Here is a 24175-nt window from a genome sequence, read left to right as displayed (position 1 = left end):
GTCTAGGATTCCATTACAACATAACAATTATGTATGCGAACGAAATCAGCGTTTTCACTTACTGACTGATGATTTACTCTTTGTTGGTAGATTGCTATCTAGTGCCAGTATTTTTATCTGTTGGTCTAAATTTTTCACTAATTGATTCAGGGCAACTAAGGCCTCTAATTGCTGAGAATCAAGGTTGGGATTCAGTAAAAGTCGTTCTTGTAGTTCATGTAACTTGATGCTTAGTTGCTGAGAAATTCCTAAAGCATCGCGGCCTAGACGTGTTAACTGGTGTTGTTGATAGAATTTTAATGCTGCTCCCCGCAATACTTGGAGTGTTGCCTCTTCGCCATAGATTCCCGGCATGACTCGCAAGCGTAATAATAAGCGATTTTTTTGATATACGTATTCCTTTTCTACCTGTTTTGGTTCTGCAACCGTAGTGATAGGCAGGGAAACAAACCGCTTTAATTCATTCAGTACTCCTTGGAAAACTGAGAGCGGCAGTTTGTCTAATACAGACTGCAAAACTCCATTGTCACTCCACAGTATTATGCCTTCATAAGCTTGTCTTTCTAAGTACAGCCGACCAATTCCCCCAGTCAAGATTCGCCCTAGTAATTCTTCTAATAATTTCTTGGGTGGCAGTGTTTTTAGCAACTCCATCGCACTCAGTAGTTCAGAAGCTTGTGTGGGAAAAATAGGTAAATTGTTTGATGATGTGGCTTCAGAATTCTCTTCCTGTTGAGTTTTGAAAATAGGGGTGAAGAACGTCGTAGTTTGAGATGATTGGTCTAGCTCTGGAATCGGAGGCAAATCTACCCGTTGTCCAAAATTTTGACGCTTTTGTGTCTGAAATACCATCAATATTGGTTGTTGATTTGATTCCGAGTCGGCATCTAGGGAAGGATTAGGTGTGTCAGCAATCGTAGCTGGTCTATTTGTTGGGGGAGAGTCTACTGTTGCCTGATGCACAAGTTTTGCATCTAGCTGGGATGTATTCTTATGGTTGAGGTAGGCTGATAGGATTCTGCGGTGAGCATCGGCTGCGATCGCCTCAATCACCATTGTGCAATTGATAGAAGACAAAATGCGATCAACGTAATCTAGGGCTTCGCTGTCTTGTAGATGAACCATGCCTAACAAGAGGTTTTTGTTTTCTAATCCAAAGGGCAAAATTTGGTGGTAGAGGCAAGCTTCAAAGGACAAAAGATGATCAATCAAGTGGAATATTTGTTCGCGATCGTCTCCTTCCTCCCACCTAGTTTGAGCGGCAGTTAGCATTTGCTGTCCATTTGCTGCAGTATCATTTAGTTCGCCCTTTGAAGACAACATAGATTTGATTCGTTGGTGTTTACTTATATTTTGCCTCTAATTCAATAGGTAGTTAATAAAGATACTTTGTTAGATTGTTAAAATTTCAATTATATATACTTAAGTAAATGTAAGTAGAAGATGAATTTTAGATTATGGACTGGGGATAATACTGAAGATTGCGCAAAAGAGTGCTGTTAGTGGATAGCTAGGGTTGAGCCAGTGCTGAGTTTTGTTTATCTCCTTGTCTCCCGTTCCTCTCCTCTGCTCCCCACTCCCCCATGCTCCATTTTCCACTACAGGCTACTCCTGGGTTCTTAAAGCTTGGGCTGCAAGATAAACTTTCGTCCATTCACCTAGCACTTGATGGATTTTGAGTTTTAACTGTTCAGCTATGGCTTCTATTGAATTACCCGCTCTCCGCAAATCTAGAATTTGCCGCCCTAGAGGAGTCAATTTTTCATCAAGTTGTTGCCATTGGTTTTGCGTTAATCCCAAGTTATGTTCTTGCAAGGAAATTGAGAGCCAGTTGTCTACGAGTTCTGGATTACCTTTGAGGGCAAAAACACGTACAGCATGGTAACTAATTTTTTCTCGCAGACGGTAGACTTCTTTAGTTTGCTTATTCAGTTTTTTGGCGATCTCTTCCTGGGACTTACCTTGCAAATACAGCCGTAGCCATTCCACTGCTTCCGTTCCCAGATTTTCTTGTAAATAATTTTCAAATTCTTTTTGTACTGACTGGCGCAGCCCCTGTTGTTCCTCTAGTTGTTGTGCTTCTTGATATTCTGTGATCGCCTGACTATCAACTAAGTTAACTCGATTGTCACTGTCCTCTGTGAGAACTTCTTCTGACACTAGTCTAACCAAGTCACGGCCGGGTACTTGAGTTAAACCACCGCGCTGAGTACGACGCAAATAATTCACAAATCGGTAAGCTAATAGGGGTTGATTCCGTACTGGCCGCAGACAATATTCTTCTACACTGGCAAATAACAGAGCATCCCCCAATCGTCTATCGGTTGTATATTTGGCAATATCAACCATTTGTTGTTGCATCTGACTGTCGCTTTGGAGTAATTCTTGGAGTACTTCTTGTAATACATCCATTACACTACGCTGGCGATCGCGGCTGAGAGAAACCCAAGTCTGAATTTTATTCCGTAATGTTACTAAACTCCCCAATCGGGTTATCAAGTTGCGATAAGCACGTTCTCGCCCCAGCCCCAAGTAGCGTTGACGTAAAATCCTCCAGCGATATTCCATCGCTTGCTTGGCGATATCGAGTTCTTTAGGATTAAACAGATCGAACCGTTTTGAGTCAGATCCCAACAGCCAGAGAATAATGCTTTGCCTAGCGGCTTCATTTTGGTCTGGACATTCAACAGCCAAGCGCTTTTGCCAATCTAGAGCTAGTTTTTCCACATCCTTTGTCATAGTGAGATTGCATTCCTCGAAACTCAATTTTGAAGTTTGCATCACAACCCCCATTCGCCCCACCTAATTGTTTAACTGGCAGCTGCCCCAGATTTCATGAATTTCATAAATTTCATGAAAATAGCTCAGTGATTCTACTTTTATTACGTTTGGAATCATTGAAATTATGCAGAATTTTCTACATTGATGTTTTGCTTTCAGTTAAAAATGTCCAAAACCAATGTATATCAAGCATTTGGGGAATTGTGCTAATTTAAACTTTGTGTAAAGTTATGTTTTTTAGTTGAGAACAGAAATCTGCTTTAAGTGGTGAGGATACACTTTGCACGAAATAGATCGGGTAAATCTGACATTTTGTAACAGATTCCGAGGAACGAATCTAATTTAACTCAAAGTTGGACGTTATTCCACCAGTATAAGTTTCAACTCTGTACAAATCCTTACGTAGTATAATATTTAGTTGAATCTCAATATCCTTAATGTTAATGAGATTTTGCCCTGGAAGATTCCCTAACCCCTCTGAGAAATTGGCTGAATTCCCTGCTTTTTAAGCAGGATCGGGCTTTAACTGAATCTTACTAAGTTACATTGTGATATTTGTTTATTTAATTAAGTGTATATACGGTAATTAGCTTTTCAAAGGATGTTTGGTAAGTCGTTGTATAAAATCTTGAATAAATACTATAGCTATAGCATGGAATTAGTCTCAGTATCCTATGTGGCGATGTCTACGATGGTCACTGAGCGACTGGTAAGCGGAGTCGAACCATGTCGTACCACTTGCCTACGGCACGCTCTGCGAACGTGGAAGCAAGCTACGCACAGCGTCTCGTAGAGAAGTGCGGGCTAGGTCTATGCTATTCTGGATAGTAGGGATTGATAGATAAATTTATCTTTTTAAACTAGCTTCAGTCACAACTACACCTTTCATATTGCTAAGTTATTCTTAAACCTTTTATATTTCTAAAAATGAATAGTCAACAGTCAATATTGGTTTTGACTATTGACTCTGACAGTTGTCTCCCCTCTGCTTCAAAATTCAACTTATGCAAAATCTAAAAACAGAAAAGTTTGTAATCCTCTAAAGTTTTGATAGTCAGAAGCCTGACAAGAAACTCTCTTTAAATTCATTTATGGGAATTTTTTATTTTGAATTCCCCCGCAGGAGGTTAAATTTATCGATTGTTCGATCTAACAATGGGACTTTCTACAGATTCTCGATACTGTTGGACTTGTTCTGTGTAAGCAATTGGCAGAACAGCTTCAACGTTTTCATGGGGACGAGCAATAATCACCCAGGATTCCAGTGTACCGCCAAAAACATTTTCTGCGGCTTCAATACCAGCAGCCATAGCTGTCTTTACTTCAGAAACATCGCCACGAATATTAACTGTAAAGCGAGCACTACCTACTCTAATATAACCAACGAGGGTGACTCGACCAGCTTTGAGCATAGCATCTGCTGCTGCTAGCACCGCAGGAAAACCTTTAGTTTCGAGTGCTCCAACTGCCTGTAATGACATTATTAATCTCCTGTATGAATAAAGGATATGGGGGCTACAAATTAATTGTACGAAGCTTCGCTACAGATTTTGATAGCAAAATTGCTTAAAACATGCGGAAAGGTTCTGATTCTTCAGTGAAATGGATTGGTAATATGGTTTCAACATTTTTCGGAGGATTAGGAACGATGTAGTAGGTAATTACTGCACCAACCTTGACTTGCTCTCCAGCTGCAATTCCGGCTTCAACAGCTCTTTTTACCTCAGCAACGTGTCCCCGGACGGCGACTAACAAACGAGCGCTTTCAGCTTGACCATAGTACACAATTGTGACTTCGCCAGCTTTAACCATTGCATCTGCCGCTGCTAAGACACTCGGAAAACCTAAAGTTTCAATTACGCCAACGGCCATTGGCATAGCATTAGCTCCTGGATTAAGGGATAGGCGATTTTAATTGTACGTGGCTTTAGTCCCAATTTTGACATTTTGGTAAACTTTCTTTGATGCCATAATTTTTGGGGGAGTAGGAAGTTAGGAGTTAGGAGTTAGGAGTTGGGAGTATGGAGTTAGAATGTTTTGATAGTCGCTGGACTATGTTTTATATATTACAATTAATACTTCAGGGTGTTAGTTTGTGTAATTTTGTTGTTTAACAAAATCACCGATGCGTGGAAGCAAGCTAGTACGATAAACTGAAATTTATGTTTCCGAATTTTCTTCCTAAAGCAGTTGGGCAACTGACAGAATCTGCCTCGATCGCACTAGCTCGGAGTATTCAAACAACTGCGATCACTACTCCTTTAACTAATCAACCAATTACTACAACATTTGTCAAGCAAGGGTGTGGTGGAACTCCGATTTTATTAATTCATGGCTTTGACAGTTCTGTATTAGAATTTCGGCGGCTTTTGCCATTACTTTCTGGAGATAATGAAACTTGGGCAGTGGATTTGCTGGGTTTTGGATTTACAGATAGACTTTCAGGAATTGCCTATAGCCCAACTGCGATTAAAACCCATCTTTATTATTTCTGGAAAAGCCTAATTAACCAACCTGTAATTTTGGTGGGCGCTTCGATGGGGGGTGCGACAGCGATTGATTTTACGCTGGCTTACCCAGAAGTGGTAGAAAAGCTGGTGTTAATTGATAGTGCGGGGTTAGCAGGTGGTTCGCCATTGAGCAAATTCATGTTTCCTCCATTAGATTATTTAGCAACTCAGTTTTTGAGTAATATGAAGGTGCGCGATCGCGTTTCCCGCATTGGATATAAAAATCAAACTCTTGCCTCTATCGATGCGCTATGTTGTGGGGCATTACATTTACAAATGCCGAGTTGGCATCAAGCTCTGATTTCTTTCACTAAAAGTGGTGGTTACAGTGCTTTTAGATTTGAAATAATATCACAAATTGTGCAACAAACGCTAATTTTGTGGGGCGATTCCGATAAAATTTTGGGTACTGAGGATGCCATGAAATTTAAAAGGGCAATTCCACACAGTACTCTCACCTGGATTCAAGATTGTGGTCATCTCCCACACTTGGAACAACCACAAATCACCGTGCAGCATATTTTAGACTTTCGAGTTGAATTGTAGTTGAAACCCAAAAAATCTGATGCATCTATTGCAACTTGTTGGGTGTATTTTGGGAGAACGTGTCAAGGCAGCACAACTATCAATAATTTTTCTGTAACGCCCAACTGTAAAGTTTTTCATCTATTGCTAATCAGAGTAAGCGCATCTCAAACCCTATTGACACGGTAGTTTTGGATTCACCTAAAGCACAAATAAGTTCAAAATTACTACACTAAGCCAATGGGTGGGATTGACATTTTTATCTTTATGTGGTTAAAAAAACATAAAAAGCTATTTGACCCATGTTTTTTCAATCATTTACGACAATTCGTCCTATTTTGAATGAAAAATTGATATTCAGATAAAGTTTAAGCTTTTTGTCTGTATCAATATTTACAAAATCAGATGCGCTTACCCTGTATTGCTAATGGCTTCTGTCAGAGCTACTATTTTTTTCTTTAATAGTGTTACTTTCACATAATTTTAGGGAACTCTGTAGCTAGAGCGATCGCAAATCTGTTTTTCAAACAGACAGCAGATCATTAGTGTAGATTTTGAAATTTACTAGAAAGTCAGTTTATAAAGAAATAGCTATGAGAATAGAAAGAAATAATAGTCTGGATGCCTTAAAAGCATTAAGCATTGTTTTTGTTTTAATCTGGCATTTACGACCATTTCAATTTATTATAAATGATTCTACTCATGTTACTGTATTTATTCTTGCTAACATTCTAAGGAATTTTGAACTGCAATTATCTTTAACAGCCGTTCCGATTTTTTATATTGTTTCTCTTTACTTATTTTTTCAAAAGTCTGGCAGCGTCAGATACTTACAAAAAAGAATTACTAAGTTAATTAAAATTTATTTATTTTGGGTGATTGTTCAGAATATATTTTTTATTAGTGCTACAAGAAAAATTCCTTATTTTTCATGGGAAATCATTATCGGCTTAAGACCAAGCTTACCAATTGTTGGTGATTCAGTTTTCTATTTTCTATTTAATCTAATTTGTTTGACAATTTTGGCCTTTTTATATCAAATCATAAAATCAGATTCTTTCAGACTAATTATTTCTTATACAATAGTATTATTTTGTTTATTTTATTTTGAAGCCAGTTGCTTACTAAATTTGCGGGTTCCTTATCATTGGCTAATAAATTTTATTATTTATATTCCCATAGCTTTTTACTTAGTTAAGTTTCCTGATAAATTATTACATTTTAAATTTTACTACCTAATAGCATTTATACTTTTTTCGTTTCATGACATTTATTTACGTAAATATGGCTATCATTTAAGTATCTATGGAAGAATCGCCATTACTTGTGGAGCAATGGCTATTTTCTGTTATTTTCATTCTCTAAAGGAAATCAAAGAGAATTTCTTAGTAGAAAAATTATCTAAATATTCTCTTGGTTTATTTTCATTACATAAATACTGGCAATACTTATTCTTCTTGCTAATTAAACATTATCAATTTGCCATAAATACAGGAATTTTTGGAATTCCTTTAAGTAAAATCTTTATAATTGAAGGATTTTTCGTTGTATTTTTTACTGTTTTATCAATTTATTTATTCAGGTTAACTCGTTTAAAGCAGTTTGTTACCTAGAGCAACGATTCAGCAATCAAAAAACTAACCCCCCAGCCCCTTTCCCTACAAGGGTTGGGGGAGCAAAGATTAACTGACTCTAGTCAAGTAACCACATCTCATTAGAACTATCAGGATACTCATTTGGTTGATTTTGAGGTTGATTTTGAGCTAGTGGTTGCGATGACCGATGTGATTTTTTGTAGTTAAGTGGATTGTAGTGGTCTTTTACTGGTTTTATAGCACTAGTTTCTTTGAGAACAGTACCAGCGTACTCATCTGGTTGATTTTGAGCTAATCTTTCTGATGAAAGATGTGATTTTTTGTAATTATATGGATTGTACTGTTCTTTTACGGGTTTTACAGCACTAGTTTCTTTGACAGCTACAGCAAGTTTAGAATTATCTTCTGCTGTTTGTTTTAAAGCATTAATTTCTTCGATCAGCTTGGAATTCGCTTCTGCAAGTTGCAGTGCTGTCTTTTTAGTTTCGTCAAGTTCTTTTGTTAGCTGTTCTAGTAATGATTTTTGTTCGGATGCAAAGGTTTTTTGTTTAGATAATTTTGATTGCAAATCAGTAATTTCTTGTTCAAGAGATACTTCTTTTTTGTGGCTTGTTTCTAGATTACTTGTCAACTCTTTGACAGTTGCTTCTAAATCAGCTTTAGTGGGACTTGTGCGCTTAGTAGAAGTTGGCTCAAGTGGTTGTCCTAATGATTCTTCATCAGATGAAGCTTGTTCTTCAACAATTTTTTCAGCTGTAACTTCGATCGCAGATTCACCTTCTGAGGGTGTAAATTTTTGCGCCTCTTCTTGTAGTAAGTCAGAGAGACTTTGTTTCCTAGCCATTATTATTTTCTCCAATCACGCTGTAATTCATCAGCTGCACGGCGGTAGTCTAATTCCGCCTCCCGTGCATTTCCTCCTCGCCATTGAGTAATCGCTACACCTTCTAGTGCTGCTCGTTCATGAGCTTTATAGGCACGGATGAAGGTATTACAAGTAGGAATACCTAAGCGAGTCAGAGTGTTTTTTGCTTCTTGTGCTTCCCCCAGACTGCGCGTATCGACTTTGGTGAGCAATACCCGATGGGGGGTTCCCACAGGGATGACGGCTTCCTTGACTGTTTCCACGAGGATTGCTAAATCCATTGCAGATGGGGGTGTCGGCAAAACTAGATAATCTGCGATCGCAACTACCGCCACTAATGCTTCAGAGCGCAGGGCGGGAGGTGTATCCACCACTACTAAATCGTAACCTGTTATCTTTGCTAAATCACTTAAAAGTGCGGGATCGGTTTCTTGAGATAAATCAAATCCCATTCCCTGCTGACTACGCCCAAACCACCAACTAGCAGAACCTTGAATATCTGCATCAATCAGCAGCACCTTTTTTTTCTTCGCAAAGTTTGCAGCCAGATTGACTGCGGTAGTCGTTTTACCGACTCCTCCTTTACCGTTGAGAATAGCGATGATTTTTGGCACTGCTTGCTTCCGATGCTGCCTTTTGAGTGCTGAGATTAGGATTGCTGAGTGCTGAGTTAAAAGTAGAGACGCGACGCCAGTCGCTACAACGGGGGGAACCCCCGCAACGCGCTGGCTCTATTAATCGCGTCTGTACAAGAGTTATTATTATCCTCTTTGTCTTCTTTTTCAGTCCTCAGTTTCCAGTCTCTAGTCCCCAATGATGAATATACCGCTTTCTGTAACCCTAAATAACATGAAAAGTCGTAACAATAAAATTCAGAAGCCATCAACTCCACAAAGTTCTATGACAACAACTTACAATTTGCCTGATGGGCCCCAAATGCCTCGCTGGCTAAGGATGATCAAGTTTGTTAGTCAGCCACTGAAATATGTGGATGATTTTGCCCAAATCTACGGTGACACTTTTACGATCAGGAGTAGTAGCTCGGATAACCATCTAGTATATTTTAGTCAACCCCAAGCACTTGAGCAGATTTTTACTGCTGATTCTAGGCATTTTGAGGTTGGCAGGGGGAACATAGGACTAAAATTTTTACTTGGCGATCGCTCCTTTATGTTAGCGGATGGCGATCGCCACCAGCGCCAACGGCAATTATTAGCTCCTCCCTTTCATGGCGAAAGAATGCGGGCTTACGGCGAGGAAATTCGGGAAATAACCCGACAAGTGACTAATGAATGGCAAATTGGCAAGCCTTTTAATATCCGTAAGTCAATGCAAGAAATCACCTTGCGTGTTATTTTACGGGTTGTATTTGGTTTAAATGATGGACAGCTTTTTGAGGAACTGAAGCGATCGCTAAGTGACTTACTAGACTTCATCACTTCGCCTGTAATGTCCAGCGCCTTCTTCTTTCAATTCATGCAAAAAGATTTCGGTGTGTGGAGTCCGTGGGGCTGGGTTCTGCAACAACGCCAAAAAATTGATCGACTGATTTATGCTTTGCTTCGAGAACGTCGGGCTGAATCTGAACAAAATCGCCAAGATATCCTGAGTTTGATGATGGCGGCTCGTTATGACGATGGTCAAGGGATGTCAGATGAAGAATTACACGATGAGTTAATGACACTGCTAGTTGCGGGACATGAAACTACCGCTTCGGCATTGACATGGGCTTTTTACTGGATTGACCGTTTACCAGAGGTGCGTGAGAAATTGTTACTGGAACTCAACACCATTGGAGTTAACGCTGATTTGAGTAGTGTAGCTAAATTGCCTTATTTAACAGCAGTTTACCAAGAGACATTGCGACTTTACCCAATTGTCATGACTGCTTTCCCCCGGATTGTGAAAACCCCAATTACAATTATGGGCTACGAACTGCGAGAGGGAACGGTAATAGTCCCCAGTATTTATTTAGCGCATCATCGGGAAGAAGTTTACCCACAATCCAAGCAGTTCAAACCACAACGCTTTTTAAGAAGACAATATTCACCTTATGAATATTTGCCCTTTGGTGGCGGTAATCGTCGCTGTATTGGGATGGCATTTGCCCAGTATGAAATGAAAATTGTCTTAGCAACTGTTTTGTCAGAATTTCAAGTTTCGCTAGTGAATAAACGTCCCGTGCGTCCTGTGCGTCGTGGGTTAACTTTAGCCGCACCAGCTGGAATGAGGATGGTTGCAACACCTCAAGTTAAGCGTGCAAATACACCAGCGTTAGTTTAAATAAGTAGGGTGGGCATTTTAATCCCACCCTACTATGGGGTAATAATGTGGCAATCAGACTAGGCTAGAATAGCTTTCAGTGGAATTTCGGTTGTTATTCATAATAATTATGGAACCTGTAACACTAACGGCTGTAGCAACTGCGATCGCTACTATAGTTTTAACTAAAGCCTTAGAAAAAACTGGCGAAAAGCTTGGGGAAGTAGGGTTAGAAGCAAGCGGTAAATTAATCGCACAGCTACGTAATAAAAATAAGTTGCCCTTATTAGCACAGGCGACACCAGAAAATACACAGCAGCCGTTAGATTATGGTAAAGCGGTACTGGAGTTGAAAGCCGCAGCAGACACAGATACCGAAATTGCTCAATCAGTGCGGAACGTGGAAGCAGCCGTAAACACCGATCCTCAAGTAGCGTCAAAAGTCAAAGCTTTAGCAAATGAGCTTAACTCACAACCAGCAACTATCATCAATTCTACAAAGTTAGCTGAGTCTATTAAAAACGTCATTCAAGGAAATATTTTCACTGGTACTAATATTTTCTGACTGCATTCGCCTGGAGGAGAACAGGTAAAGTCAAATCTCGCTACCGAAATACCGCAAAATTTACCCTTAAGTGGGGTGGTGGAGTTTGTTGGACGTGAAGTGGAATTGCAAAATCTCCACCAGCTTTTGCAGGAAAATGAACAGGTGATAATAGCTGCTGTTGCTGGCATGGGTGGAGTTGGTAAAACTGAACTTGCCCTACAATATGCCAGGAATCACCGCGAAACTTACAAGGGTGGAATTTGCTGGTTGCTGGCAAAATCTGGTGATGTGGGCATTCAAGTTGTGCAGTTTGCTAAAACTCATTTTGATTTAAATCCACCAGATAATTTAACAGACGATCCTAACCAAAAATTACTCGCGCAAGTGCAATATTGCTTTCGGAATTGGCGTGAGGAGGGCGATGTGCTGCTAGTGTTAGACGATGTTGGGGAATATCAGCAGGTTAAGCCTTATTTACCCTCCTCATCTTCCCGGTTTAAAGTGTTGATTACCACGCGCCAATACTTAGGAGCATCTATTAAGCAATTATCCCTGGATGTATTGCAACCAGAAGCGGCGCTGGAGTTATTAAAGTCATTTTTTAAAGAAACACCACAGCGAATTGAGCAAGAATTAGCTGTTGCAAATCAGTTGTGTGAGTGGTTGGGATATTTGCCTTTGGGTTTGGAATTAGTGGGGCGATATCTCAAGCGCAAACAAGACCTCTCTTTAACAGAAATGTTGCGACGGTTGGAGAAAAAGCGATTAGAACAATCCGCCTTGGATAAACCAGAAGGCGACATGACAGCACAACGGGGTGTGTTAGCAGCCTTTGAGTTGAGTTGGCAAGAATTAAACGACGATGACAAGCAATTGGGCTGTTTATTGAGTTTATTTGCCGCCGCGCCTATATCTTGGGATTTGGTGGAACAGTGTTTACCAGAGTCAGATGAGGAAGAGTTAGAGGAAATTCGGGATGAGAAGTTATTGAATTTGCATTTACTCCAGCGTAAAGATGAGGGAGTTTACCAATTGCATCCACTGTTACGCGAGTTTTTCCAATATCAGCTTACAGGTTTAGAACAGGCAGAGGAATTAAAGCGATCGCTTTGCGAGGTAATGGTAGCAGTTGCCAAGCAGATTCCTCAAACCCTTACACTTGAGCAAATCAAGGCTGTTTCCCAAGCCATACCTCACATAACAGAAGTAGCAAATAATCAGATTCAATACGTCAGCGATGAAAATTTAACTTGGGTATTCGTTGGCAACGCTCTGTTTTACAATGGTCAAGGGTTGTATGACAAAGCCGCACATTGGTATAACGAGTGTTTAAAAATCACTAAAGAACGCTTGGGAGAAGAACATCCTGATGTCGCTACCAGCCTTAACAATCTCGCGGCACTGTATGATTCCCAAGGCAAATACAGCGAAGCTGAACCCATGTTTATCCAAGCATTGGCGCTCAGGCTCAAGCTGCTAGGCGAAGAACATCGTGATGTCGCCTCTAGCTTCAACAACCTCGCGCATCTCTACAAATCCCAAGGCAGATACAGCGAAGCCGAACCTTTGTACATAGAAGCTTTGGCTCTCTGGCGTAAACTTCTAGAAGAAGAACATCCTGATGTCGCTACCAGCCTCAACAATCTCGCGGCACTCTACATTTCTCAAAGCAGATACAGCGAAGCTGAACCGTTGTTCATCCAAGGATTAGCACTCACGCGCAAGCTGCTCAGGGAAAAACATCCCGATGTTGCCTCTAGCCTCAACAACCTAGCAGCACTCTACTATTCCCAACGCAGATACAGCGAAGCTGAACCCATTTTCATTGAAGCTTTGGAACTCAGACGCAAACTACTGGGAGAAGAACATCCCGATGTTGGACAAAGCCTCAACAACCTTGCGGCACTCTACTACTCCCAAGGTAAAAACAGCGAAGCCGAACCCTTGTTAATTCAAGCATTGGTACTCAAGCGCAAGTTACTAGGAGGAGAACATCCCTCTTTTATCTCTAGCCTCAATAACCTTGCGGCACTCTACGACTCCCAAGGTAGATACAGCGAAGCCGAACCCTTGTACATCCAAGTATGCTCACTCAGGCGCAAAATGCTGGGGGAAAAACATCCTGATGTCGCCAAAAGCATAAACAATCTAGCATTACTTTACAAATCCCAAGGCAGATACAGCGAAGCTGAACCCCTTTATATCCAAGCTTTAGATATTTTTGAGCATAGGTTAGGAGTGAATCATCCCAATACTGTGGCTGTGCGTGGTAATTTAGAATATTTACGCGATCGCCTCCCGCCACCACAGTAAAATTTAAGTTCCCAACCTCATCAATCAAGCTTTTATCTCCAAGTTTCCTGTTCTGAACTCGAAGTTTCATGTTTAAAACAAGAACGTTTCTGTTTCAAATGAGAATGTTCCTGTTCCAAGTGAGAACGTTCCTGTTTTCAACGAGAATATTCTTGTTTCAAGTGAGAATGTTCCTGTTCCAAACGAGAATGTTCTTGTTCTGAGGTGGAATGATGGTGTTCTGAGGGCGATCGCTCTTGTTCAGAATGTAAAATGATGTTGCCTGGGAAGATTGAGAGATGAATATAATTGCGTTCGGCTTTGCCGTTGCTGTATCCCTATGAGGAAGCAAGCTACGTAGAGCATCTTCGACATAAAAAGGCATCGCTTTGATGTCCTGATTCTCGTGAAAAATATCTTCAAAATCTCGATATCCACTCAAAACTCTTTCTACTTGGATACCATTTTGAATGGTGCTTTTCTCAGCGTCCTTACTGCGTTAAAAAACAATCTCTTTCTTCATCCTCTCTTCCAGCACATCCAATAACCCATTTACGTCTTTACCAGCTTGCTCAAAACAAATTGGTGGTGCTGGTTCCGGTGCAAACTGAATTAACTTAATTTCCCCCTTCCCAATTCCAATCATCACAACTTCCATTTCCGGCTTGTGATTCTCGACAATTCCCAAAATTTCCTGAAGCCGATTATCAACCTTATTATTTAAATTCTCTATCTGCTCTTTCGGACAATAAACAAAATGCGGCGTTGGTTGCAAATCAATACCAACAGTACCCTGACTGTCACCATTTGCTAACCACAATCCCCAAAACAGCGCCGCCAATTCTTGCTGATTTGCTTTGACAAACTTATCCAACTGGCGACGCCACTTGTTATCACCTGATTCTGGCTGACTATTACCAAAAAACATAAATAGTTCGTAATTGAGTGACAAAGAAGGGGCGAAACTTATCTTAAACCTGACTGTACACGCCAGAGGCCGGAATAAATACCGTCTTTCTCCAGCAATTGCTCGTGGGTTCCCGACTCTACTAATTTCCCATGTTCCATGACATAAATGCAATCGGCATTGCGGATGGTGGAAAGACGATGAGCGATCGCAATTGTAGTTCTATCTACTGTAATCCGTTCGAGCGATCGCTGGATTGCTGCTTCTGTCTCATTATCCACCGCCGAGGTAGCCTCATCTAAAATCAGAATCGGGGGATTCTTTAAGACTGCACGGGCGATCGCAATCCGTTGTCTTTGTCCACCAGATAACTTTTGTCCTCTTTCCCCCACAATTGTCTCATAACCTTCGGGCAATTCAATAATAAATTCGTGCGCCTCGGCTATCTTCGCCGCCGTGATAATTTCTTGCTCTGTAATCTCAAAGCTACCATAAGCAATATTCTCCGCTACAGTGCCATGAAATAGAAAGACATCTTGACTCACCAAACCAATGCAGCGGCGCAAATCCTGCAAATTTAAACTTTGCAAATCAATGCCGTCGAGAGTAATGCTTCCAGCTTGCACTTCGTATAACCGCAACAAAAGTTTGACTAAAGTGCTTTTACCAGAACCAGTTGAACCGACAATTGCAATAGTTTTCCCCGCCGGAATATCCAAAGACAGATTTTTAATTACTGGAAATCTATCTTTATAGGCAAAATAAACATTGTTAAATTGCACTTCACCGCGTACTTCATTCACAGGTAACGCCACATCACCTGTATGAATAGCGATAGGAGTATCCAATAAATTCATAACTCGATTAGTAGAAGCCATTGCCCTTTGATATTGGTCAAATGTTTCGCCTAATCTTGTTAAAGGCCACAGCAATCGCTGGATTAAAAACACTAATACGCTGTAAGTACCTACAGACATTTCTCCAGAAACCGCTGCCATCCCGCCATACAAAAGTAATGCCGTGAAACCCACCAAAATTAGCATCCTAATTAGCGGGACAAAAGCAGCAGAAAGAGTAATTGCCTTCCTATTACTGCGGCGATAAGCGTCACTATCTAATTCCAAACGAGAGGCTTCATAAGCTTCAGATGTGAAGCTTTTAATAGTAGTAATTCCGCTGATATTGTTTGACAACCGCGAATTGAGAAAACCTACCTTTTCTCGCACATCAGCGTAGCGAGGCGCAAGTAGTCGTTGGTAGGCAAAAGAACCCCAGAGGATGAATGGCATCGGAGACAAAGCCATCCACGCTACACTAGGAGCCAAAATAAAGAAAGCAGCACCAATAATTAGAACCGTTGCAGAAACTTGGATGATATCATTTGCTCCCCCATCCAAAAACCGCTCTAATTGGTTAATATCATCACTGAGGATAGACATTAAACCGCCAGTACTGCGTTCTTCAAAATAAGCCAATTCCAACTCTTGCAAATGTTTGTATGCATCCAAACGCAAGTCATGCTGAATATTCTGAGCCAAATTCCGCCAAAGTCGAGCGTAGGCGTACTCAAAAACAGATTCTAGTATCCAAATGATTACAGTCAGGAAGGAAATAATCAAAAATTGTCCAAAGACATCGCGTACCCCTAACTGTGCAATTATGGAATCCTGCTGCTTGACTACTACATCCACTGCAATGCCAATTAAGCCAGGTGGTGCTAAATCGAAAAATTTATTGAGGGTAGAATAAGTAGTCGCCAGCCAAATTTGTTTACGATACTGGTGTCCATACTCAAGCAAACGCTGGAGAGGATGCGTTGAATGTTTACGCCTTCTTGATACCCGATGAAATTTTAATGCAGTAGCCACGGCTTTTTGCGGTTTCGTGTGACTGATATTACCACGGAACAAAGTCTTGAGTCCTAAGTCCTGAGTCAGAAGATTGATTCAGACAGACTAATGAGAAACTTAAACTAGTAACTGAGTTTATTCAAGTCAAAGCAAAACTAGGGACCGGGAATTGGGGACTGGAGACTGGGAAAAGGAGGCAATAAGTAGAATAATCACCCCTAACTCCTAACTCAGCACGGGCTAAACCTTAGCTATCCGCTAACAGCACTCAGCACTCATATTGGAGAGAGGAATTTGAAAAATCAGCAATTGGGCAATTGGCAAACCACAGTTTTCGGAATTGTGTTAGCAATACTAGTGATTATTGGGCTAAATTCCTTTATCATTATTAACCCAGGACAAGCAGGAGTAATCAGCATCTTGGGTAAAGCGAGAGATGGCGCTTTATTGGAAGGTATTCATGTAAAACCGCCTTTTATCACTGTAATAGATGTGTATGATTTAACAGTGCAAAAATTTGAAGTCCCAGCAGAAAGTTCTACTAAAGATTTGCAAAATTTATCTGCAAGATTTGCAATTAACTTTCGCCTCGATCCGATAAAGGTAGTTGAAGTTAGAAGAAAACAAGGAACATTAGCGAATATAGTATCAAAAATCATTGCGCCCCAAACACAAGAAGCATTTAAAATTGCCGCAGCTAGAAGAACAGTAGAAGAAGCGATTACCAAAAGAAGTGAATTGAAAGAAGACTTTGATAATGCCTTAGGCGATCGCTTAGACAAATATGGGATAATTGTGTTAGATACTAGCGTAGTTGATTTAGCATTCTCACCAGAATTTGCCAGAGCCGTCGAAGAAAAACAAATTGCTGAACAACGGGCGCAAAGAGCTGTTTATGTAGCACGGGAAGCAGAACAAGAAGCCCAAGCAGATGTGAATCGTGCCAAAGGTAGGGCAGAAGCTCAAAGACTATTAGCAGAAACACTCAAAGCCCAAGGAGGACAGTTGGTTCTCCAAAAAGAAGCAATTGAAGCTTGGAAGACTGGCGGCGCTCAGATGCCGAAAGTCCTGGTTATGGGTAGTGACTCAAAAAATGGCGTACCCTTCATATTCAACCTTGGGAATGTCCAAAATCAACCGTAGAAGGGAAGTGGGCATAAGATAACAAGCTCTAAAGTTATGGAATTTGCTCTGACCTCAGACAAATTTTACAATACATTGGACTATTCCCAATTCAAAATCTAAAATTCAAAATGGTATAAGTTGTGACAGTGCCAACTCAAACACCACAGAAAAACCAACAAGATAATAGTCGAAGTTTATGTCAACCCCTAATCCTCAGAATCTCACTGCCGAAGAAGCGAAAAAATTACTGAATAAATTCAACTGTCTAGACATTGCCCCTATCCTCAACTCATCAGAAAAAGTAGTAATTCGTAATGCCTTAATTTTGCTCACTAAGCTTACTGATTACCAAATTTTAGGAATTTGTGCTGATACAGCAGAAGAAGGAATATTGGCGATGAAAACCTATTCTCTGGCTTTGGGTTATGAACCACCAAATAATTTACTTACACCCGAAGGTCCAGTTTATATCAAATTAAATGGTAAAAATGGCTTGTGTTATCTTGATTCCTATGATGGACATCATCGTGGTGTATTAGTATCTTGCCAGTCTTATGACGAAGATGGAATCAACGAAATGTATGGACACCTTCCCTTGGACTTATTTGTATAGAATTCGGCGAATGTAGGTAAGGCAAATACCTTACCTACTCACTAATGAAAAATAATTAATGACTTCAATCTTATGAGTATTATTACACTACAATCAGTAAAAAAAGACTTTGGCATCAAGGAAATTTTAAAAGATGCTAGCTTTAGCCTTGATACTACCGATAAAGTTGGATTAATTGGTACTAATGGTTCTGGTAAATCAACCTTATTAAAAATGATCGCTGGGCTAGAATCGATAGATAGCGGTCAAATTTTAATTAACTCCGGTTCTAGAATTATCTACTTACCCCAGCAGCCAGATTTAGATGAAAATCACACAGTTTTAGAGCAAGTTTTCGCGGACAGTGGCGAACATACAGCTTTAGTACGCGAGTATGAAGAACTTTCTGATAAATTGGTTCACTATCCAGATGATAGTCAACTGATGTCTCGCCTTTCTGTGGTGATGCAACGGATGGATACGAGTGGTGCTTGGGAACTAGAAACTAATGCCAAAATCATCCTCACAAAATTAGGAATTTCTGACTTTGATGCCAAGATAAGTACTTTATCTGGAGGTTATCGCAAGCGCATTGCTTTAGCATCAGCCTTGCTATCAGAACCAGATGCTTTGCTCATGGATGAACCGACAAACCATCTTGATGCTCTTTCTGTAGAATGGTTACAAAGTTATTTAAATCGCTATCGCGGCGCACTTTTTCTGATTACCCATGATCGCTACTTTCTAGATCGCGTTACCAATCGGATCATTGAAATTGACCGAGGCGACATTTACACTTATACAGGTAACTACTCATATTACCTGGAAAAGAAAGCTTTAGCTGAAGAATCTGCCGTAAGTAGTCAACGTAAACACCAAGGCTTATTGCGCCGCGAGTTGGAATGGCTCAAAAAAGGGCCGAAAGCCAGAAGTACTAAGCAAAAAGCGAGAATTGACCGCGCTCACGCCCTGCGGGATACTGAATTTAAACAAGTTCAGGGTAAAGTTGATATTTCGACAGTTGGTCGTCGCATTGGCAAAAAGGTTATTGAATTAGATAACATTTCTAAAGCATACAATGGACGTACCCTGATTAATAATTTTACCTACGAATTTAGCCCAGAAGACCGCATCGGCATTATTGGCGCTAATGGTGCTGGTAAATCCACTTTAATGGATATTATTACTGGTCAAATTAAACCAGATTCAGGTATTGCAGAAATTGGTACTACAATTCACATCGGTTATTTTGACCAGCATTCTGAAGAATTGCTCACAGCCTTAAACGAAAATCAGCGCGTGATTGACTACATCAAACAAGAAGGAGAATTTATCAAAGTTACTGATGGGACTCAAATTACTGCTTCTCAAATGTTGGAGCGGTTTTTGTTTCCTGGTAATCAGCAGTATGCCCCAATTAATAAACTTTCTGGTGGTGAAAAACGCCGTTTATTTCTGTTGCGGGTTTTGATGAGTGCGCCCAATGTCTTGATTTTAGATGAACCGACAAATGATTTAGATGTTCAGACATTAACAGTATTAGAGGATTATTTAGAAAATTTTGTCGGGTGTGTAATTGTAGTTTCTCACGATCGCTACTTTCTTGATCGCACCATCGATACAGTATTTTCCTTTGAAGAAGGTGGTAATCTCCGGCAATATCCAGGTAATTACTCGATTTATCTGGACTATAAGAAGGCTCAAGAGGCACAGCAACAGGCTGCTACTACTAAGGAGAAGGAGAAGCCCAAAAATGCTGAAGTCCAAAATGGTGCGGCTTCAGCCAAGGATGTAGAGAATACCAAGCGGCGTAAGTTATCCAATTGGGAGAAAAAGGAATTTGAGCAGTTGGAAGGTAAAATTGCCGAGTTAGAGGCTGAGAAAGCGGAAACGGAGAAAACGCTAGCGAATGTCTCACCGGGAAATTATAGCGAAGTGCAGAAACTCTATAATCAAGTGGAAAATCTTAAGCAAGCGATCGATGTGGCGACTGAACGGTGGTTAGAATTGGCTGAGATGGAGTCTTGATTTCTTAACATGACGTGAATTAAGACAAGAGACGCGATGAATCGCCGTCTTTACAATAATTAGTCTTTCGTCTTGACGGCGATTTATCGCGTCTTTGTGATGATTTATTCATCGTAGGTGTGTTACGGCGTTTCGTTAACACACCTACGATTTCATCTTTTACTTTTGAGCTTTGGAGAATCGTTTTTCTCCTTTTTATCCTGCAAGCTACGGATTTTAACCAGTACTGAAATATATTGTTGAGTCATCCAAATCAACGCCTCAAGGGTTGAGTTACCTTGGTCAATCCGGCTTTTAGCTTGTAAACCAATCAAGAATAGTTGCATTGCCAGCAACAAAGCAATGGTTTTACCGAGAATATTTTGACGCTTGCCTTGCATTTGTTTGTACCCCAAAGAGTTGATAGATACAGGTTCTCTTTGGGGTTGTCTCCCTAAGCAAATACCCTAATATTGCTGAAAATGCCTTAGAATCTGGATTACATGAGTTTGGGGTGGTAGTTTCAATATGGGGTAGCCCCAAACTTCTTACTCAATTTTTTGGATGTAATGCCACGAATTACCTATGGGCCTCAGATTCAAAAGCGAGTCAAGCGTCTGCTAGAGGCGTTGCTTTGTTTTGTCAATGGAGAATTTGAGGACGGTAGCTTTAAAATTGAGTACGACTGGAAAGAAGAAGACAGCGCTAATCCCAAGCTGACTGTGCAAACTACGTTAGTTGCGTTAGATTTGCTGACGCAAAAAGACAAATATCCTGGCAAGTTAACTAAAGTGCAAATTCGAGAAGCGCTGAATTTGCTGAAGGATTTTTTGAAGATTCTGGAAGATAACCGTCTCCAAACTCAAGGTTCTGATGAGTGGCGCTTTACTTTAAAGCTATGGTCAAAGGATAGAGAGAAGAACCTGAAAGGGTTTGATGAAGCGTGGGAAAAGAAAAGACCAAAGAAATCGAAATTAAATAACCCCTCTCCAAACCTCTCCCCCACAGGGAGAGAGGCTTTGAATGTTCCCCCTTACCTTGTAGGGAAGGGGGTTAGGGGGTTAGGTCACATACAAATATTTCAAGCGCCACCTTTACCTACGTACTTTGTGGAACGCCCAGAGTACAGCGATGATTTAAAGACTCGTCTTTTAAATGGTTCATCGTCTGATAGTCGCACTTTAGTAATTACTGCGATTCACGGTTTGGGTTCGGTGGGCAAATCTACTTTAGCTGCGGCTTTAGCCCATGATGCAGAGGTACAAACTCGTTTTTGTGATGGCATTCTTTGGGCAACATTAGGTCAACAACCCAATGTGCTGGCTTTACTTAGTGGCTGGGTGCAAGCATTAGGAGACTATAGCTTTAAGCCTACAAGTGTTGAAGCAACTTCCTCGCATTTGCGGACTCTGCTTTATGACAAAGCTGTGTTGCTGGTGGTAGATGATGCTTGGAATACCGAAGATGCACAAGCGTTTAATTTTGGTGGGGCGCGTTGTCAAGTTTTAGTAACTACTCGTGAAGGTCACATTGCCGATGCCTTAGCAGCCAGCACCTACAGTCTGGATATAATGAAACCAGAGCAGGCAATGGAATTGCTGACGAAGAAATTAAGACGCGAGATTACAGGCACAGAACGTCACTCAGCAGAAAATCTAGCCAAAGGCGTTGGTTATCTTCCCCTAGCATTGGAACTCGCAGCCGCCGAAGTTGCCTGTGGTACGACTTGGAATGAACTGTTGGCGGATATTCAGCAAGAAGTAGCCAGATTAACAAGTTTTGACCGACCGGAAGCCGAAGAAATTACTGATGAGGCTAGTTTAAAACGCCTGAGTTTAACTGCATCATTAAATTTGAGTGTCAAGAGAATGCCACCAGAAAAGCAGCAGCATTTCTCTTGGTTAGGGGTGTTGCCGGAGGATGTCAACATTAATAAGATGATGGCGGCAACGCTGTGGCAGATGGATAAGCGTGATGCTGCCAAGATGTTGCAATATTTACGGAATAAAGCATTGCTATTAACAGGAGTACCGCTTGCTGATGGTATGCCTACCTATCGCTTACATGACTTATTCCACGATTTAGCTTGTAATTTGTTAACTGCTCCCTCCCAGCCAAAGCGCCCAGGAGATTTGGCTGGGTTGGGTTTAAACCTTGCTGATGTTCACGCTGGTTTGTTGGAGAAATATCGGCAGAAAACCCAGAATGGTTTATGGCATACTTTACTCGATGATGGTTACATTTATCAGTATTTAGTTTGGCATTTGGAAAAGGCTGGACAGTTAGAAGAGATTGACCAGTTATTGCGGGAAGAGTCTGCAACTGGAAGCAATGGCTGGTATGAAGCGCGGGAGAAATTGGGAGAAACTGGCGGTTACATCACAGATATTTCTCGTGCTTGGGAACTAGCAGAAGCGAATCGGACTGAATCAACACTAAGCTTGCAGTGTCGTTATGCTTTGATTACGGCATCTCTAAATAGTTTGGCAGCTAATTTACCAGCAAATCTGCTAGTAGCGTTGGTCAAAAACAAGATGTGGACTTCCGAACAAGGACTAGCTTATGCCCTGCAAAAACCAGAACCACAAGAGAAAATTGACTCGCTGACAAAACTAGTCAATTATTTAACACCAAATCTTCAAGAATTAGCACTGCAAAAAGCCCTTGCTGCTGCCAGGGTTATTCAGTCTGAGGATTATCGTGCCATAGCCTTAAGTGCCTTAGCTGACAAACTGCCAGATATATTGCCAGAAGCCCTTGCTGCTGCCAGGGTTATTCAGTCTGAGGATTATCGTGCCATAGCCTTAAGTGCCTTAACTGACAAACTGCCAGAAGTTTTACCAGAAGCCCTTGCTGCTGCTAGGGCAATTCAGAATGAGTATCCTCGTGCCATAGCCTTAAGTGCCTTAACTGACAAATTGCCAGAAGTTTTACCAGAAGCCCTTGCTGCTGCTAGGGCAATTCAGAATGAGTATCCTCGTGCCGAAGCCTTGAGTGCCTTAGCTGACAAACTGCCAGAAGTTTTACCAGAAGCCCTTACTGCTGCCAGGGCGATTCAGGATGAGTATCCTCGTGCCATAGCCTTGAGTGCTTTAGCTGACAAACTGCCAGAAGTTTTATCAGAAGCCCTTGCTGCTGTCAGAGCAATTCAGGATGAGGATTCTCGTGCCAATGCCTTGACTGCCTCAGGACAAAAACTGCCAGAAGTTTTACCAGAAGCCCTTGCTGCTGTCAGAGCAATTCAGGATGAGGATTCTCGTGCCAATGCCTTGACTGCCTTAGGACAAAAACTGCCAGAAGTTTTACTAGAAGCTCTTACTGCTGCTAAAGCGATTCAAGATGAGGATTCTCGTGCAAATGCCTTGAGTGCGTTAGTACAGAAATTGCCACCAGAATCATTGCCAGAAGCCCTTGCTGCTGCTAAAGCGATTCAGCATGAGTATTTTCGTGCAAATGCCTTAATTGCCTTAGGACAAAAACTGCCAGAAGTTTTACCAGAAGCTCTTGCTGCCGCCAGGGCAATTCATGATGAAAGATTTTGTGTGTATGCCTTGAGTACCTTAGCTAAGAAACTGCCACCAGAGTTAATGCCAGAAGCTCTTGCTGCTGCTAAAGCAATTCAGCATGACAGATTTTGTAGCTATGCTTTGAGTGCTTTAGCAGAAAACCTGCCACCAGAGTTAATGCCAGAAGCCCTTGCTGCTGCCAGGGTTATTCAGTCTGAGGATTATCGTACCATAGCCTTAAGTGCCTTAGCAGAGAACCTGCCACCAGAATTATTGCCAGAAGCGCTTGCTGTTGCCAAAGCGATTGAGTCTGAGTCTTCTCGTGCCTACACCTTGGCTGCTTTAGCTAAGAATCTGCCACCAGAAATTTTGCCAGAAGCGCTTGCTGCTGTCAGGGCGATTCAGGATGAGTCTTCTCGTGCCAACGCCTTGACTGCCTTGGCTAAGAATCTGCCAGAAATTTTGCCAGAAGCGCTTGCTGCTGTCAGGGCGATTCAAAATGAGTCTTCTCATGCCAACGCCTTGACTGCCTTAGCTAAGAATCTGCCAGAAATTTTGCCAGAAGCGCTTGCTGCTGTCAGGGCGATTCAGAATGAGTCTTCTCGCGCCTATGCCTTGATTGCCTTAGCTAAGAATCTGCCACCAGAGTTATTTTCAGAAGCCTTAGCAGTAGCAAGGGCGATTCAGGATGAGTCTTCTCGTGCCAACGCCTTGACTGCCTTAGCTAAGAATCTGCCACCAGAGTTATTTTCAGAAGCCTTAGCAGTAGCAAGGGCGATTCAGGATGAGTCTTCTCGTGCCAACGCCTTGA

At 41.3% G+C, this 24175-nt stretch carries 19 protein-coding genes; 9 read left to right on the top strand and 10 right to left on the bottom strand.

The window, feature by feature from the left end; translation table 11 throughout:
• Positions 1 to 54: 54 nt before the first annotated feature.
• The 4 genes from V7K60_RS01215 to V7K60_RS01200 all read right to left on the bottom strand — a co-directional run bounded on the left by V7K60_RS01215 (position 55) and on the right by V7K60_RS01200 (position 4659).
• Entirely contained in the window at positions 55 to 1323 is a 1269-nt protein-coding gene (locus V7K60_RS01215; protein WP_334922295.1) for a pilus assembly protein PilB, read from the bottom strand.
• 282 nt (positions 1324 to 1605) lie between these two features.
• A complete protein-coding gene (locus V7K60_RS01210; RefSeq protein WP_334922293.1) occupies positions 1606 to 2793 on the bottom strand; it encodes a HetZ-related protein 2 in 1188 nt (395 codons plus the stop codon).
• Positions 2794 to 3914: 1121 nt separating this feature from the next.
• Entirely contained in the window at positions 3915 to 4262 is a 348-nt protein-coding gene (locus V7K60_RS01205) for a carbon dioxide-concentrating mechanism protein CcmK (RefSeq protein ID WP_334922291.1), read from the bottom strand.
• 85 nt (positions 4263 to 4347) lie between these two features.
• Positions 4348 to 4659 carry a carbon dioxide-concentrating mechanism protein CcmK gene (locus V7K60_RS01200; RefSeq protein ID WP_334922289.1) on the bottom strand — a complete coding sequence of 104 codons (312 nt, stop codon included), beginning with the start codon at positions 4657 to 4659 and terminating at the stop codon, positions 4348 to 4350.
• Positions 4660 to 4943: 284 nt separating this feature from the next.
• Between V7K60_RS01200 and V7K60_RS01195 the strand changes: the two genes are divergently transcribed.
• Positions 4944 to 5837 carry an alpha/beta fold hydrolase gene (locus tag V7K60_RS01195; protein WP_334922288.1) on the top strand — a complete coding sequence of 298 codons (894 nt, stop codon included), beginning with the start codon at positions 4944 to 4946 and terminating at the stop codon, positions 5835 to 5837.
• Between the two features lie 533 nt (positions 5838 to 6370).
• Positions 6371 to 7429 carry an acyltransferase family protein gene (locus tag V7K60_RS01190; protein WP_334922285.1) on the top strand — a complete coding sequence of 353 codons (1059 nt, stop codon included), beginning with the start codon at positions 6371 to 6373 and terminating at the stop codon, positions 7427 to 7429.
• A gap of 79 nt (positions 7430 to 7508) precedes the next feature.
• On the opposite strand, the gene V7K60_RS01185 is transcribed toward V7K60_RS01190, so the two are convergent.
• Together V7K60_RS01185 and V7K60_RS01180 are read right to left on the bottom strand one after the other, a co-directional pair.
• Positions 7509 to 8255, bottom strand: coding sequence for a hypothetical protein (locus V7K60_RS01185; RefSeq protein ID WP_334922283.1), 747 nt, complete (start codon positions 8253 to 8255; stop codon positions 7509 to 7511).
• Positions 8256 to 8257: 2 nt separating this feature from the next.
• Positions 8258 to 8890, bottom strand: coding sequence for a ParA family protein (locus V7K60_RS01180; protein WP_194044647.1), 633 nt, complete (start codon positions 8888 to 8890; stop codon positions 8258 to 8260).
• Positions 8891 to 9176: 286 nt separating this feature from the next.
• Between V7K60_RS01180 and V7K60_RS01175 the strand changes: the two genes are divergently transcribed.
• The 3 genes from V7K60_RS01175 to V7K60_RS01165 all read left to right on the top strand — a co-directional run bounded on the left by V7K60_RS01175 (position 9177) and on the right by V7K60_RS01165 (position 13398).
• A complete protein-coding gene (locus tag V7K60_RS01175) occupies positions 9177 to 10559 on the top strand; it encodes a cytochrome P450 (protein ID WP_334922281.1) in 1383 nt (460 codons plus the stop codon).
• 109 nt (positions 10560 to 10668) lie between these two features.
• Complete coding sequence (locus V7K60_RS01170) at positions 10669 to 11103, top strand: hypothetical protein (protein ID WP_334922279.1); 435 nt, start codon at positions 10669 to 10671, stop codon at positions 11101 to 11103.
• 75 nt (positions 11104 to 11178) lie between these two features.
• The gene (locus tag V7K60_RS01165) at positions 11179 to 13398 is read left to right on the top strand and encodes a tetratricopeptide repeat protein (RefSeq protein WP_334922278.1); all 2220 of its coding nucleotides are present in this window, start codon (positions 11179 to 11181) and stop codon (positions 13396 to 13398) included.
• 157 nt (positions 13399 to 13555) lie between these two features.
• Here the strand turns inward: V7K60_RS01165 and V7K60_RS01160 are convergent, their stop codons facing one another.
• The 3 genes from V7K60_RS01160 to V7K60_RS01150 form a co-directional block, all read right to left on the bottom strand.
• Complete coding sequence (locus V7K60_RS01160; RefSeq protein WP_334922276.1) at positions 13556 to 13762, bottom strand: hypothetical protein; 207 nt, start codon at positions 13760 to 13762, stop codon at positions 13556 to 13558.
• A gap of 114 nt (positions 13763 to 13876) precedes the next feature.
• On the bottom strand, positions 13877 to 14305 hold the full coding sequence (gene ccmS, locus V7K60_RS01155) for a beta-carboxysome assembly chaperone CcmS (protein WP_334922274.1): 429 nt from the start codon (positions 14303 to 14305) through the stop codon (positions 13877 to 13879).
• A 38-nt stretch (positions 14306 to 14343) separates the two neighbouring features.
• The gene (locus V7K60_RS01150; RefSeq protein ID WP_334922273.1) at positions 14344 to 16152 is read right to left on the bottom strand and encodes an ABC transporter ATP-binding protein; all 1809 of its coding nucleotides are present in this window, start codon (positions 16150 to 16152) and stop codon (positions 14344 to 14346) included.
• A gap of 276 nt (positions 16153 to 16428) precedes the next feature.
• On the opposite strand from V7K60_RS01150, the gene V7K60_RS01145 reads away from it, so the two are divergent.
• The 3 genes from V7K60_RS01145 to V7K60_RS01135 all read left to right on the top strand — a co-directional run bounded on the left by V7K60_RS01145 (position 16429) and on the right by V7K60_RS01135 (position 19879).
• Positions 16429 to 17277: a prohibitin family protein gene (locus tag V7K60_RS01145; RefSeq protein ID WP_334922271.1), complete on the top strand. Its 849-nt coding sequence runs from the start codon at positions 16429 to 16431 to the stop codon at positions 17275 to 17277.
• A 178-nt stretch (positions 17278 to 17455) separates the two neighbouring features.
• Positions 17456 to 17872 (top strand): DUF1824 family protein, encoded by a 417-nt coding sequence (locus V7K60_RS01140; RefSeq protein ID WP_292774499.1) that lies wholly within the window; start codon positions 17456 to 17458, stop codon positions 17870 to 17872.
• 72 nt (positions 17873 to 17944) lie between these two features.
• Positions 17945 to 19879: an ABC-F family ATP-binding cassette domain-containing protein gene (locus V7K60_RS01135; RefSeq protein WP_334922269.1), complete on the top strand. Its 1935-nt coding sequence runs from the start codon at positions 17945 to 17947 to the stop codon at positions 19877 to 19879.
• 152 nt (positions 19880 to 20031) lie between these two features.
• On the opposite strand, the gene V7K60_RS01130 is transcribed toward V7K60_RS01135, so the two are convergent.
• On the bottom strand, positions 20032 to 20259 hold the full coding sequence (locus tag V7K60_RS01130) for a hypothetical protein (protein ID WP_334922267.1): 228 nt from the start codon (positions 20257 to 20259) through the stop codon (positions 20032 to 20034).
• A 168-nt stretch (positions 20260 to 20427) separates the two neighbouring features.
• Here V7K60_RS01130 and V7K60_RS01125 point away from each other — a divergent pair.
• On the top strand, positions 20428 to 24175 hold a 3748-nt coding region (locus V7K60_RS01125), incomplete at its 3' end, for an NB-ARC domain-containing protein (RefSeq protein WP_334922266.1).

This window comes from Nostoc sp. (assembly GCF_036917555.1).
Taxonomy (GTDB): Bacteria; Cyanobacteriota; Cyanobacteriia; order Cyanobacteriales; family Nostocaceae; genus Nostoc.
This window is presented reverse-complemented; position numbering and strand designations above follow the sequence as displayed.

What these genes read in the sequence shown, in the direction of transcription:
- V7K60_RS01170 (WP_334922279.1), top strand. Translation starts at nt 10,669, where the DNA reads ATGGAACCTGTAACACTAACGGCTGTAGCAACTGCGATCGCTACTATA.
- V7K60_RS01200 (WP_334922289.1), bottom strand. Translation starts at nt 4,659, where the DNA reads ATGCCAATGGCCGTTGGCGTAATTGAAACTTTAGGTTTTCCGAGTGTC.
- V7K60_RS01160 (WP_334922276.1), bottom strand. Translation starts at nt 13,762, where the DNA reads ATGCCTTTTTATGTCGAAGATGCTCTACGTAGCTTGCTTCCTCATAGG.
- V7K60_RS01175 (WP_334922281.1), top strand. Translation starts at nt 9,177, where the DNA reads ATGACAACAACTTACAATTTGCCTGATGGGCCCCAAATGCCTCGCTGG.
- V7K60_RS01215 (WP_334922295.1), bottom strand. Translation starts at nt 1,323, where the DNA reads ATGTTGTCTTCAAAGGGCGAACTAAATGATACTGCAGCAAATGGACAG.
- V7K60_RS01185 (WP_334922283.1), bottom strand. Translation starts at nt 8,255, where the DNA reads ATGGCTAGGAAACAAAGTCTCTCTGACTTACTACAAGAAGAGGCGCAA.
- V7K60_RS01195 (WP_334922288.1), top strand. Translation starts at nt 4,944, where the DNA reads ATGTTTCCGAATTTTCTTCCTAAAGCAGTTGGGCAACTGACAGAATCT.
- V7K60_RS01210 (WP_334922293.1), bottom strand. Translation starts at nt 2,793, where the DNA reads ATGGGGGTTGTGATGCAAACTTCAAAATTGAGTTTCGAGGAATGCAAT.
- ccmS (WP_334922274.1), bottom strand. Translation starts at nt 14,305, where the DNA reads ATGTTTTTTGGTAATAGTCAGCCAGAATCAGGTGATAACAAGTGGCGT.
- V7K60_RS01205 (WP_334922291.1), bottom strand. Translation starts at nt 4,262, where the DNA reads ATGTCATTACAGGCAGTTGGAGCACTCGAAACTAAAGGTTTTCCTGCG.
- V7K60_RS01135 (WP_334922269.1), top strand. Translation starts at nt 17,945, where the DNA reads ATGAGTATTATTACACTACAATCAGTAAAAAAAGACTTTGGCATCAAG.
- V7K60_RS01130 (WP_334922267.1), bottom strand. Translation starts at nt 20,259, where the DNA reads ATGCAAGGCAAGCGTCAAAATATTCTCGGTAAAACCATTGCTTTGTTG.
- V7K60_RS01140 (WP_292774499.1), top strand. Translation starts at nt 17,456, where the DNA reads ATGTCAACCCCTAATCCTCAGAATCTCACTGCCGAAGAAGCGAAAAAA.